The organism is Variovorax sp. AC103 (assembly GCF_979254005.1).
Window position 1 is genome coordinate 156,235 of the sequence record NZ_CEEDFC010000003.1, and the last position, 12,834, is coordinate 169,068.

The window sequence follows — 12,834 nt, forward strand, 5'->3', positions numbered from 1 at the left end:
GGATCAAAGTCAAAGGGAAGAAGGTGCGGTGCCGGTGCCGGTGCGGTTGGCGACGTAGGCACGCCAGCCGCCGTGGGAGCTCACGTCCTGCGCAGCGGCCAGCGCATGGCCCTCGCAGATGAAGCCCTTGACCCAGCTGCCGTCGGCCAGCTCGACGCTGCCGAGGCCCAGGGGCGGCGGAATCAGCGCCAGGAAGCTGCCGACCTGCGCGAGCGGCACCGACCACACCTCCAGCGCGATGGCCGCACCCGACTCGCCTTCGGCCACGCGCTGCAGGCCGGGCTTGGGCGGCACCGTGCCCGGCAGCGCGTACAGGCGGTAGGCCGGCGACGTGGTGGTGGCGCGCAGCAGCGTGGCACCGCGCTCGGTGAGCTGTCCGTTGAGCGGCATGCCCGACAGGTGGGCACCGACCACGGCGATGGACAGCATGTCGGCATCGGCCGCGGCAAGGCCCGGAATGGCGCGCGGCGCGGGCAGCGGTTTGCCGGTGGCGCCCTGCGCGAGTCCCGTGGCGTGGTGGTAGCGCTGGCCCAGGTCGGCCAATGCCAGGTCGCTGCCGCAGGGCCCGATCAGCGTGATGCCGAACGGCAGGCCGTCGTCGCGCAGGCTGCTGGGCACCGAGAGCGCGGCGTAGTCGAGCAGGTTGACGAAGTTGGTGTACGCGCCCAGGTTGCGGTTGAGCGCCACGGGGTCGGCGCGCATCTGTTCGCGTGTGTAGTGGGTGGGCGCGCTGGGCACCACCAGCAGGTCGATGCCGCGCCACATCGGCTCGACCTTCTGCGCGATGGCGCGCAGGCGCGTCTGCGCGTCGAACACGTCGGCGGCGTTGTAGCCGCGGCCGGCGGCGAGGATGCCGCGCACGGGCTCGATGACTTCTTCGCCGTGCGCGTCGAAGAATTCGCGCACCGCGGCGTAGCGCTCGGCGACCAGCGCGCTTTCGTACAGCAGCGCGGCGGCCTCGGCGAGCGGCGCGTAGGCAATGGTGACGGGCGAGCCGCCCATGGCCAGCAGCCGCGCGGTGGCGTCGTTGAAGGCCTGCTCGGCGGCGGTGTCGCCAAAGAAGTTCAGCGTGTCGGGCACGCCGAAGGAGAAGCGCGCGGGCAGCGGCTTGCGGCCCAGGCGCAGGTTGCGCGAGTACGGGTCGCGCGCGTCGTGGCCGGCGGCGGCCAGCAGCACGTCGACGGCGGTGGCGACGGTGGTCGCGAAGATGGAGACGCAGTCCGCGCTCTGCGCGGCCGGCACCACGCCGAAGGTGCTCAGCAGGCCGCGCGAGGGCTTCAGGCCGACGATGTTGTTGAGCCCGGCCGGCACGCGGCCCGAGCCTGCGGTGTCGGTGCCGAGCGCGAAGTCGACCTCGCCGGCGGCCACCAGGTAGGCCGAGCCCGAGCTGGAGCCGCCCGACACGTAGCGCGCGTCGAAGGCGTTGGGCACCTCGCCATAGGGCGAGCGCGTGCCGTTCAGCCCGCAGGCGAACTGGTCGAGGTTGGTCTTGCCGGCCAGCGATGCACCGGCTTCGAGCAGGCGCTGCACCACGGCTGCATGGACCGTGGGGTGGCGGTCGAAGGCCGGGCAGGCGGCGGTGGTGGGCACGCCGGCCACGTCGATGTTGTCCTTGACCGCGAAGCGCAGGCCGGCGAGCGGCAGGGCGAGCCCGAGGGTGTCGCCGGCCCGTGCGTCCACGACGGGGAAGGCAAATTTCGCAATCCAGGCGGCGGCGGGAGATCCGTTTTCTTCATGCACCATCATCAGGCATCCAAACATGTGTACAAGTTGAGATGCAAGCGGCGTGCCAGCGGGAACGTGCCGCGGCGTGGATCAGATCAGGCGGGGATTTGCTCCTTCCCCTTCCGGGGGAAGGCCGGGATGGGGGCAGGCCTTCGATCAGGCGCCGCTCTTTTTCAGAGGCCGTCGTGCCCCCACCCCAACCCTCCCCCGGGAGGGGAGGGAGCAAGGCGGGAATGCAGGTTCGGATTTGCTCCTTCCCCTTCCGGGGGAAGGCTGGGATGGGGGCAGGCCTTCGATCAGGCGCCGCGCTTTTTCGGAGGCCGTCGTGCCCCCACCCCTGCCCTCCCCCAGCTGGGGAGGGAGAAAGACAGAGGGTCAGCTCTTCTTCGCGTCCCGGTAGAGCTTCTCCACCTTCGGCAGGTTCGCTTCCAGCTTCGCGATGCGGTCCGGCCCGCTCGGGTGCGTCGACAGGAAGCTCAGCCCGCCCTGGTTCTTCGACGCCGTGGCCATCTTCTGCCACAGCGACACCGACGCCTTCGGGTCATAGCCCGCGCGGGCGGCGAGCTCGAGCCCCACCAGGTCGGCCTCGGTTTCGTCGCCGCGGCTGAACTTGAGCGTGATGAGCTGCGTGCCCGCGCGCGCCGCCAGGTCGCCCACCTGCCCCAGCCCGAGCAGCTGCGCACCGATGGAGAGCGCCGCCCCGGTGCCCGCGCTCTTGGCCATGCGGGCGCGCGCATGCTCGCGCAGTGCGTGGGCCATCTCGTGGCCCATGACCATGGCGACCTCGTCGTCGCTCAGCTTGAGCTGGTCGAGGATGCCGGTGAAGAAGGCGATCTTGCCGCCGGGCATGCAGAAGGCGTTGATCTGCTTGCTGCCGATCAGGTTGACCTCCCACTTCCATTCGCGGGCACGCGAGTTCCACGGCATGGCGAAGGGAATCAGGCGGTTGGCGATGGTGCGCAGGCGCTGCAGCTGCGGGTTGCCGTCGCCCGCGAGTGCGCCCTTGGCGCGCGCCTGTTCGAGCAGTTGGCCGTACTGCTGCACGCCCGCCGCCTCGATCTTGTCGGCGGGCACGAGGTTGCGCGCCATCGAGGCGTTGCCGACGTTGACCTGCGCCAGGGCAGGGCCGCTCAGGGCCGCGCCGGCGGCAGCCAGCAAAAAAGCCCGCCGGGGGTTCCAGGGCGACGCCATGGCGGGCGCGGCAAATTCGGAGCGGTCGCATCGTGTGCACATAGGGGCGGGATCATAGGAACAAATGAAGACAAACGCGCTCCGCGATGACCCCGGGCGCTCATGGACAATCCGAAGCTCATGTCCGCCACGCCCGCCGAAACCCCCACCGCCCCCCAACCACCCTGGCGCGACGCGCTGAAGGTCTACCTCGAGCCCGCCACGCTGCGCATGCTGGCGCTGGGTTTCTCCGCCGGGCTGCCGCTGCTGCTGGTGCTGGGTACGCTGAGCTTTCGCCTGCGCGAGGCGGGCATCGACCGCACCACCATCGGCTACCTGAGCTGGGTCGGGCTGGCCTACGGCTTCAAGTGGGTCTGGGCGCCGCTGGTCGACCGCCTGCCGCTGCCGCCGCTGACCACGCTGCTCGGGCGCCGGCGCGGCTGGCTGCTGCTGGCGCAGGGCGTGGTGATCGTGGGGCTGGTCGGCATGGCCATGAACGACCCGCGCCTGGGGCTCAAGCCGCTGATCTGGTGCGCGCTGCTGGTGGCCTTCGGCTCGGCCACGCAGGACATCGCGCTGGACGCCTTTCGCATCGAATCGGCCGAGACGCGCAAGCAGGCCGCACTGGCCGCCGCCTATCAAACGGGCTACCGGCTCGCGATGATCTGGGCCGGCGCGGGCGTGCTGTGGGTCGCGGCCTGGGCCGAGGTGGCACCGGCCGTGGTAGCCACAGGTGCAGCGGCTTACCAGAACGGCGCCTGGAAGACGGCCTACCTGGTCATGGCGGCCTCCATGTCGGTCGGCGTCGTCACCGTGCTGCTGTCGCCCGAGCCGGTGCGCCGCGTGCTGGCCCCGGCGAAGAACGCGGCGCAGTGGCTGCGCAACGTGCTGGTCGAGCCTTTTGCCGACTTCATCCGCCGCTACAAGTGGCAGGCGGTGCTGATCCTCTCGCTCATTGCCATCTACCGCATCAGCGACGTGGTGATGGGCATCATGGCCAACCCGTTCTACGTGGACATGGGCTTCACCAAGGACGAGGTGGCCACGGTCAGCAAGATCTACGGCGTGGTCATGACACTGGCGGGCGCCTTCGTGGGCGGCGTGCTGTCGATGCGCCTGGGCGTGATGCGCGTGCTGATGCTGGGCGCGGTGCTCAGCGCGGCCAGCAACCTGCTGTTCGCCTGGCTGGCCTCGCGCGGGCACGACCTGACGGCGCTGATCGCGGTGGTCTCGGCCGACAACCTGGCCGGGGGCATCGCCTCGGCGGCCTTCATCGCCTACCTGTCGAGCCTGACGAACATCAGCTACTCGGCCACGCAGTACGCGCTGTTCAGCTCGCTGATGCTGCTGCTGCCCAAGTTCATTGCCGGCTACTCGGGCGTCTTCGTCGACGCCTACGGCTACAGCACCTTCTTCACCGCCACCGCGCTGCTGGGCGTGCCGGTGCTGGTGCTGGTGGCGCTGGCCTCGCGGCTCACCGCCGTCGCCGGGCCTGCGGACCGACCTTGAGACGGCTTTGAAGCCCCGCTGAAGCCGCGTTCAACCGCCCGCCGGACGGCCTCCAGGCGCCCGGCCGTATAGGACACGACCGACGTCCCGCGCAGCCCGCAACTGGTAGGCTGTTCGCGTATACATTCGCTTTTGCTCCTTTTTGTTTCCTTTTCTTGCGCTCCCTTCTGGAGCCCCCGTTGTCAGCAAGCCCACCTACAAGATCGTGCCGTCCCGAATTCCCCCCCTCCAAATCAGCGCCTTCACGGCGACCTCCGCGGTCGGCGTCGGCAAGGAAGCGCTGGCCGACGCGCTGGCGCAGTCGCGCAGCGGCCTGCGCGCCAATGACTTCGGCGACGCACCGCTGCCGACCTGGATCGGCCGCGTCGACGGCATCGAAGAGGTGCGCCTGCCCGAGCCGCTCGCGCAGTGGGACTGCCGCAACAACCGGCTGGCGTTCATGGGCCTGCAGGCCGACGGTTTCATCGAGGCGGTGGCCGCCGCACGCGAGAAGTACGGCGCTTCGCGCATCGCGCTGATCCTGGGCACCTCCACCGCGAGCATCGGCGAGACCGAGCTGGCGTACACGCAGCTGGACGCCGAAGGCAGCTTTCCCCCGAACCAGCGCCGCCCCGCGGTGCACACGCCCCATTCGCTGGCCATGTTCACGCAGGAACTGCTGGGCATCAGCGGCCCGAGCGAAACCATTTCGACCGCCTGCTCGTCCAGCGCCAAGGTGTTCGCCTCGGCCGAGCGGCTGATCCGCCTGGGCCTGGCCGACGCGGCCGTGGTGGGCGGTGCCGACACGCTGTGCGGCAGCGTGCTGTTCGGCTTCAACTCGCTCGAGCTGGTGTCGACCGAGCCCTGCCGCCCCTTCGATGCCGAGCGCAACGGCATCAGCCTGGGCGAGGCGGCCGGCTTTGCACTGGTGGAGCGCGTGCAGACCGGCGCCGCGGCCTCCCCGCTGCTGCTGCTGGGCTATGGCGAGGCGAGCGACGCGCACCACATGTCCACGCCGCACCCCGAGGGCCTGGGCGCCGAACGTGCCCTCGACGAGGCACTGGCGCGCGCCGGCCTCGCCCCTGGCGACATCGACTACATCAACATGCACGGCACCTCGAGCCAGAAGAACGACGAAGTCGAAGGTGCGCTGGTGGCACGCCGCTTCCCCGCAGGCACGCACGCCAGTTCGACCAAGGGCTTCATGGGCCACACGCTGGGCGCGGCGGGCATCGTCGAGGCGGTCATCAGCCTGCTGGCGATCGAGCGCGGCCTGAAGCCGGGCACCGTGAACACCCGCACGCTGGACGAAGGCTTCGGCCCGCAGATCCAGCTGGCGCCGGTGCACGGCGAGGTGCGCTACGTGCTGAGCAATTCCTTCGGCTTCGGCGGCAGCAACTGCTCGCTGGTGTTCGGCAAGGCCCCCGCATGAGCACGAACGACGCCAAGCCCGTGATGCCCCCGACCCTCTACATCGAAGGCCCCGCCTTCTGGACCCCCACCCTGCCCGGCTGGGAGGCCGCGCGCGCCGCCTTCCGCGGCGAAGGCCCGCTCAGCGATCCGCCCGCCAAGCGCCCCGCGCCGCAGGTGCTGGCCCCTGCCGAGCGACGCCGCGCGCCCGACACCGTGGCGCTGGCGCTCGAAGTGGCCGCGGCCGCCATGGCCGCCTCGGGCCGCAACGCCGCCGAGGTGCCCTGCGTGTTCACGTCCGCGCACGGCGACCTGTCGATCAACGACTACATGTGCGGCACGCTCGCCTCCGACCCGAAGATGCTGTCGCCCACCAAGTTCCACAACTCGGTGCACAACGCGGCCGTGGGCTACTGGACCATCGGCACCGGCTGCATGGCGGCCAGCAATGCCGTGTCGGCCTTTGACCACAGCTTTGCCTCGGGCCTGCTCGAAGCGGCGGTGCAGTGCGCGGCCGACCAGGAGCCGGTGCTGCTGGTCGGCTACGACACGCCCACGGTGGGCGCGCTGACCTCGGTCACCGACAGCCGCGGCCTGCTCGCGGTGGCATTCGTGCTGGCCCCCGCGCCCACCGAGCGCACCGTGGCGGCGCTGCAATGGTCGCTGGCCCGCGATGCCGAAGCGGCCACCACCGCCACGGCACCGCGCTCGGACGCTGCGAAGTCGCTCGCCGGCCTGAACCCGATGTCGGACGCGCTGGGGCTGTTCGAGGCGCTCGCGCACCTCGATGCCGACACAGCGGCGCCGGTCGATCTGCCGCTGTCGCCTTCGCTGTCCCTGCGGCTGCAACTCCAGCGCCTGTCCTAGCCCGTCCACCTGTTTCCCGAACCACCACCCGGAGCCGACCCCATGAAAGACACTGCGACAGACTCCTTCGACGCGGTGATCATGGGGGGCGGCCTGGCCGGCCTCACGCTGGCGCTGCAATTGCGCCGGCGCTTCGCCGACCTGCGCGTGCTGGTGCTGGAGCGCCGCGCCCACCCGGTGCCGCACGCGGCGCACAAGGTGGGCGAGTCGTCGGTGGAAATCGGCGCGCACTACTTCGACACCGTGCTCGGCCTGAAGGCCCACATGGACGAGAAGCAGCTGCGCAAGTTCGGCTTTCGCTTCTTCTTCAGCGAAGGCCGCAGCGACATCGAAGGCGTGACCGAGATCGGGGCGAGCCGCTACCTGTCGGTGCCCAGCTACCAGATCGACCGCGGCATCTTCGAGAACTTCCTGGCCGAAGAGGCCGCGCGGCTGGGCGTGCACTTCGTCGACAGCGCGCTGGTGCGCCGCATCGACCTGTCCGAGGACGCCGCCACGCCGCACCACATCGAATGGACGCGCGGCGAGCAAATCCACCGCACGCAGGCCCGCTGGCTCATCGATGCGTGCGGGCGCGCCGGCATGCTCAAGCGCAAGCTGGGCCTGGCCGAGCCGAACGCGCACGACGTGAACGCGGTGTGGTTCCGCATCGGCGAGCGCATCGCCATCGACGAGTGGAGCGACAGCACCGAATGGCGCGAGCGCTGCAACCCGCAGGCGCGCTGGCTGTCGACCAACCACCTGGTGGGCGCGGGCTACTGGGCCTGGCTGATTCCGCTGGCCTCGGGCTCGCATTCGGTGGGCATCGTGGCCGACCCCAAGCTGCATCCGCTGGACACCATCGACACCTTCGACAAGGCGATGGCGTGGTTCGCCACCTACCAGCCGCGCCTGTACGAGGCACTGGACGGCAAGCGCCACCTGCTGCAGGACTTCGCGTTCCTCAAGCACTTCTCGCACGGCTGCAAGCAGGTGTTCTCGGGGCGCCAGCGCTGGGCCATGACGGGCGAGGCGGGGCTCTTTCTCGACCCCTTCTACTCGCCGGGCAGCGACTTCATCGCCATCGGCAACACCTACATCACCGACCTCATCGCGCAAGACCGCGCCGGCCGCCCGCTGGAGGCGCGCGCACAGCTGTACGACCAGCTCTACCACTCGTTCTACGAAAGCACGCTGGCGCTCTACCAGGACCAGTACCCGCTGTTCGGCGACCCCGAGGTGCTGCCGGTGAAGGTGATCTGGGACTACGCCTACTACTGGGGCGTGCTGTCGCAGATCTTCTTCCACCAGCGACTGACCGACCTGCATGCGCTGGGCAGCCTGAAGGGCGAGCTGCAGCACTGCCAGCGCCTGAACATCGCGGTGCAGGCGCTGCTGCGCCACTGGTCGGCCGCGACCGACCGGGCCAACCCGGCCGTCATGCTCGACCAGGCGGCAATGCCGTGGTTCGCGGAGCTCAACCGCAGCCTGAAGGACACGCTGGACGACGCCGCCTTCCGCGCGCGCATCCGCGCCTCGACCGTGCAGCTGCGGCAGCTGGCCGGCGAAATCCTCGCGCGGGCACGCGCCGCCGACGCGAACGTGGACGCGGGCGACCTGCCTGCGCTGCTTGCGGCGAATCTCGACCTCCCTCCGGTGGCTGTTGGACAGGACGCTATGCTTTTCGCAGCGAACCCGGTTGACATGGCCAGCTGAGGTTTACCCAACTTTACGGAGCGTTCAAGCCTGCTTGCTCCCTGTGGACGACCATGAAGCGCATGAGCACCCCCCAACTCCTGATGATCGAAGACGACGCCCGCCTGGCGCAGATGGTGGGCGAGTACCTGACGCAGTCGGGCTTCGCCTTCAACCACGCCGGTGACGGCGCCAGCGGCCTCGAACAGCTGCAACAGCACGCGCCCGACCTGGTGATCCTCGACCTGATGCTGCCCGACACCGACGGCCTCGAAGTCTGCCGCCGCATCCGCGCGCTGCCGGGTCCGATGTCGAAGGTCTCGGTGCTGATGCTGACGGCCAAGGGCGACCCGATGGACCGCATCATCGGCCTGGAGATCGGCGCCGACGACTACCTGCCCAAGCCTTTCGAGCCGCGCGAGCTGCTGGCGCGCATTCGCGCCGTGCTGCGCCGGCGCAGCGAGAACGCCACCGAGAGCGAGGCCTCCACCGTGATGCGCTTCGGCACGCTGGAGATCGACCGCAACGCACGCACCGTGTCGGTGGCCGGTGCGCTGGCCGACCTCACCTCCTACCAGTTCGACCTGCTGGTGGCCATGGCCGAACGCGCGGGCCGCGTGCTCACGCGCGACCAGATCATGGAAGCCGTGCGCGGGCGCGAGCTCGAGGCCTTCGACCGCTCCATCGACGTTCACATGGGCCGCATCCGCGCGGCCATCGAGGTCGACGCGAAGAACCCCAAGCGCATCCTCACGGTGCGCGGCGTGGGCTACGTCTTCGCCAAGCAACAAGACTAGAAAATGTCGACCCCCCGGCTTTTCACTCGCTGCGCTCCGTGCAATTCGCCACCCCCCGAGGGGGAGGCGCGGCTCGCCTTGGGGCGGCCCGGCGGCGGCCGCCTCTTCCGGTGATGCTGCGCAGTCTCTACTCCCGGCACCTCTACGTGCGCATCTGGCTCGCGGTGGTGGGCGGCGTCGTCATCCTCACGCTGATGGCCAACTGGATCGTGCGCGAAGCGGCGGAGGCCGAGCGCGAGCGCCTGGCGCCGGTGCCGCGCGAGGTGGTCGTGCTCGACGCACAGGACAAGAAGATCGGCGCGGGCACCGCGCTGCGCGTGCCGGGCCAGGGCCTGGAGTTCGACGTGACGCTCAGCGACGGCAAGGCCATCACGCTGCGCGTGGCGCCGCGCGAGCGGCCCACGGGCTCGGGCGGCTTCGCGCCATGGCGCACGCCCTTCGGGCTGGGCTGGATGATCGCCCTGGTGGGCGTGGCGGTGGCGCTGGGCGTCTACCCGATCGTGCGGCGCATCACACAGCGGCTGGAGTCGCTGCAGCGCGGCGTGCAACGCTGGGGCGAAGGCGATCTCTCGGTGCGCGTCGCCGAAGAAGGGCAGGACGAAGTGACCGATCTCTCCAAACGATTCAACGCGTCGGCCGAACGCATCGAGAAGCTGGTGCGTTCGCACAAGTCGCTGCTGGCCAACGCCTCGCACGAACTGCGCTCGCCGCTCACGCGCATCCGCATGGGCCTGGAGCTGATGGGCGAGCGCCCGAGCCAGTCGGCGCGCGAAGAAATCTCGCGCAACATCGGCGAGCTCGACCAGCTCATCGACGAGATCCTGCTGGCCAGCCGGCTGGACGCCAGCGAGGCCGACATGGGCACCATCGAGGCGGTCGACCTGACCGGCCTGGCGGCCGAGGAATGCGCGCAGGTGAATGCGGAGCTCGACCTGGCCGAAGGCACCGACAACGCCAACCTCACCGTACCGGGCGTGTCGCGCCTGCTGCGCCGGGCCATTCGCAACCTGCTGGAGAACGCGCGCCGCTACGGCGCCGGCGAAATCGCGGTGGAGCTGGGCAGCGCCGACGGCTTTGCCACGGTGCGCGTGAACGACCGCGGCCCGGGCGTGCCGCCCGCCTTGCGCGAGCGCATCTTCGAGCCCTTCTACCGGCTGCCCGGCGCCAGCGAACGCAACGGCGGCGTCGGCCTGGGGCTGGCACTGGTGAAGTCGATTGCCGAGCGGCACGGCGGCACGGTGCGCTGCGAAGACCGGCCGGGCGGCGGCGCGAGCTTCGTCATTCGCCTTCCGGCCGCCGCGCGCGGGCACTGAGCGCACCACCCTCGCCACCGCGGGGCTGGTCAGGTTGGTGCCTCGGGGCGCACCTAAAATCCCGCCCCTATGCAGAGATCGCACATCGTTCGGCCCGCGGCCATGTTCTGGGGGCTGGTGGTGTTCATGCCGGTCGGCGTCACCTACCTTTCAGCCATCCTGCTGATGCTCACCCTGCTGGCGGCCGGCGACGGCCGCGAGCGCATCGCGCGGCTGCGTGCCAACCCGCTGTGGTGGCCGGTGATGGCCTACCTGGCCTGGACCCTCGTGGTGCTGGCCGTTAGTCCGCACTACCCCGAAACCCCCTCCAACCTGTTCCACGGGTTGCGCATCGGCCTCACGGTATTGATGGCGATGGCGCTCACGCGCGAGGAGGCGATCTGGGCGCTGCGCGGCTTCCTGCTGGCGGCGGCGCTGGGCGTGCTGCTGATCGTGGCCTATTACGTCATCGGCTTTCCGCTCTGGTCGCCGCTGCGCGCGGTGGTCATGGAGGTGGGCAACAAGTCGATCAGCAATGCGTTGCTGTTCAGCGTGGTGGCGTCCACGGCCGCCGTGTGGGGCATTGCGCAGATCGCCGCGCACAGGCCGCTGCGGGCCGTGCCGGCCTTCGTGCTGATGCTCGGGCTGGGCCTGGTGGTGGCGCTGCCCCTGACCTCGCGCACCTCGGTGCTCGCGCTGCTGCTGGTGGTGCCGATGGTGTGCATCCACCAGTGGCGCAATCACCTGAAGATGCTGGTGGGCGCGCTGGTGCTGGGCACCGTGGTGCTGGGGGCCGGGCTCTACCAGTTGCCGCAGCTCCAGCACAAGGTCGAGACCGGCGTGCAGGAACTCGAGGAAGCGCAGGCCGGTGCCGTCTTCAAGGGCAGTTGGGTCATCCGCTACTACATGTACCGCGACACCGGCCGCATGATCGCCGACCGGCCGCTCACCGGCTGGGGCATCGGCGGCTGGACCGAGCAGTGGCACAAGCGCGGGCCGGCGATGTTCGCCGACTCGAACATGCCGCACAACGACTTCCTGTGGGTCGGCTCGCAGGGCGGGCTGCCGGCCGTGCTGAGCCTGCTGTTCATCATGGTCGGCGCCGTCTGGCAGGCATGGAAACGGCCCGACATCGCGGGGCGCTACGCTCTCGCAGCCACGCTGATCGCGCTGATCGCGTCGAGCGTGAACTCGGCGCTGCGCGACGCGCAGATCGGCCTGGCGCTGCTGTGGATCGCAATGATCTACCTGCGGCTCGCGCAGGAAAGGCAAGACCCGGATCCGTGGCGCGACCTGTGGCCGCGCCGGCGGCTCCAAACGAACAAGACTCCATGAACAACAAACGTCACATCCTCGCCGCCCTGCTGGTGGCCTGCGCTCTCAGCGTGCACGCGGCCCCGGCCGTCGTGCAGGGTCTGGTCCACGGCACAGGGCAGGAAGCGCAGCGCTTTCCATGGGTGCGCGCCGACGATGCCAAGGCGGCCGATCGCATCAACCAGTTTCTTTTCATCGAGACTTTCGAGGCGATGGCGCCGGCACGTGCCGCGGACGGTCTGCGCGGCGTGGAGGCGCAGCAGTGGAAGACCCTGCCGAACCTCGGCTACGAGGTGCTGCGCAACGACGCCCGCCTGCTGTCGCTGCGCATCGAAGGCGAAAGCTGCGGCGCGTATTGCGAAAGCTTCGCCGTCGGGCATGCGTTCGACGCGGCGACCGGACGCCATCTCGCGCCGGCCGACCTGTTCACGGCCGCCGGCCTCGCCGAAATGGCGCGCAAGGTGCAGGCCGACAACGTCGCCCGGCTGCGCAAGGAAATCGCCGCGCTGGGCGGCAAGGCGCGCGCCAAGGAAGAGGACCGCGAGGACAAGGCGGCGCTCTACACCGAATGCCTGCAGTCGCGCCAGGACCCGTCCTGGCTGAAGATGGACCCGTTGCGCAGCATGGAGATCGATGCGAAGGGCGTGCTGTTCACGCAGGGGCGATGCAGCAACCATGCGATGCGCGCGCTCGACGACCTCGGTGACTTCAGCAGCCGCTTCACGCCGGCACAACTGGCGCCGTCGCTCACGGCCTACGGCCGCGCGTTGCTGCTGGGAGAAGGCACGGCGAGCGCGCCGGCTTCGGCGTTCGACCAGGTGCTGCGCGGCAGCATCGATGCACGATTGCCTGTCACCTTGCGGCTGCAGCCGCTGGCCAGCGACGGCTCGGTCGGCGCCACCTATTTCTACGACCGCTATCGCAAGCCGATTTCGGTGTTCGGCACGTACCGCGACGGGGTGCTGGCGCTGGAAGAATCCAAGGACACGCGCCTGCGCCTGGTGCCCGAAGGGACGGGGTTGCGCGGCGAGTGGATCAGCGGGCAGAAGGCGCTGCCGCTGGTGCTGGCGCCCTGACCCAGGCGCCACGGGCGCCAG

At 70.0% G+C, this 12,834-nt stretch carries 10 protein-coding genes; 8 read left to right on the top strand and 2 right to left on the bottom strand.

All coding sequences use genetic code 11. The features are described 5' to 3' along the window. Positions 1–9: 9 nt before the first annotated feature. Together atzF and AC0IYU_RS05435 are read right to left on the bottom strand one after the other, a co-directional pair. On the bottom strand, positions 10–1,746 hold the full coding sequence (gene atzF, locus AC0IYU_RS05430; protein WP_472113975.1) for an allophanate hydrolase: 1,737 nt from the start codon (positions 1,744–1,746) through the stop codon (positions 10–12). 354 nt (positions 1,747–2,100) lie between these two features. Further along, positions 2,101–2,958 (bottom strand): M48 family metallopeptidase, encoded by an 858-nt coding sequence (locus AC0IYU_RS05435; RefSeq protein ID WP_472113978.1) that lies wholly within the window; start codon positions 2,956–2,958, stop codon positions 2,101–2,103. A gap of 60 nt (positions 2,959–3,018) precedes the next feature. On the opposite strand from AC0IYU_RS05435, the gene AC0IYU_RS05440 reads away from it, so the two are divergent. The 8 genes from AC0IYU_RS05440 to AC0IYU_RS05475 all read left to right on the top strand — a co-directional run bounded on the left by AC0IYU_RS05440 (position 3,019) and on the right by AC0IYU_RS05475 (position 12,813). Next, a complete protein-coding gene (locus AC0IYU_RS05440) occupies positions 3,019–4,404 on the top strand; it encodes an AmpG family muropeptide MFS transporter (RefSeq protein WP_472113981.1) in 1,386 nt (461 codons plus the stop codon). A 205-nt stretch (positions 4,405–4,609) separates the two neighbouring features. After that, complete coding sequence (locus AC0IYU_RS05445; protein ID WP_472113985.1) at positions 4,610–5,815, top strand: beta-ketoacyl-[acyl-carrier-protein] synthase family protein; 1,206 nt, start codon at positions 4,610–4,612, stop codon at positions 5,813–5,815. Next, a complete protein-coding gene (locus AC0IYU_RS05450; RefSeq protein WP_472113988.1) occupies positions 5,812–6,660 on the top strand; it encodes a beta-ketoacyl synthase chain length factor in 849 nt (282 codons plus the stop codon). Before AC0IYU_RS05445 ends, AC0IYU_RS05450 begins: the two co-directional genes overlap by 4 nt. A gap of 42 nt (positions 6,661–6,702) precedes the next feature. Continuing rightward, positions 6,703–8,355: an NAD(P)/FAD-dependent oxidoreductase gene (locus AC0IYU_RS05455; protein WP_472113991.1), complete on the top strand. Its 1,653-nt coding sequence runs from the start codon at positions 6,703–6,705 to the stop codon at positions 8,353–8,355. 53 nt (positions 8,356–8,408) lie between these two features. Next, on the top strand, positions 8,409–9,131 hold the full coding sequence (locus tag AC0IYU_RS05460) for a response regulator (RefSeq protein ID WP_435438791.1): 723 nt from the start codon (positions 8,409–8,411) through the stop codon (positions 9,129–9,131). Positions 9,132–9,244: 113 nt separating this feature from the next. Further along, positions 9,245–10,444, top strand: a complete 1,200-nt coding sequence (locus AC0IYU_RS05465) for an ATP-binding protein (protein ID WP_472113994.1) — start codon at positions 9,245–9,247, stop codon at positions 10,442–10,444. Between the two features lie 69 nt (positions 10,445–10,513). Further along, positions 10,514–11,758: an O-antigen ligase family protein gene (locus AC0IYU_RS05470; RefSeq protein ID WP_472113997.1), complete on the top strand. Its 1,245-nt coding sequence runs from the start codon at positions 10,514–10,516 to the stop codon at positions 11,756–11,758. Then, positions 11,755–12,813: a hypothetical protein gene (locus tag AC0IYU_RS05475; RefSeq protein WP_472114000.1), complete on the top strand. Its 1,059-nt coding sequence runs from the start codon at positions 11,755–11,757 to the stop codon at positions 12,811–12,813. Before AC0IYU_RS05470 ends, AC0IYU_RS05475 begins: the two co-directional genes overlap by 4 nt. Positions 12,814–12,834: the final 21 nt, after the last annotated feature.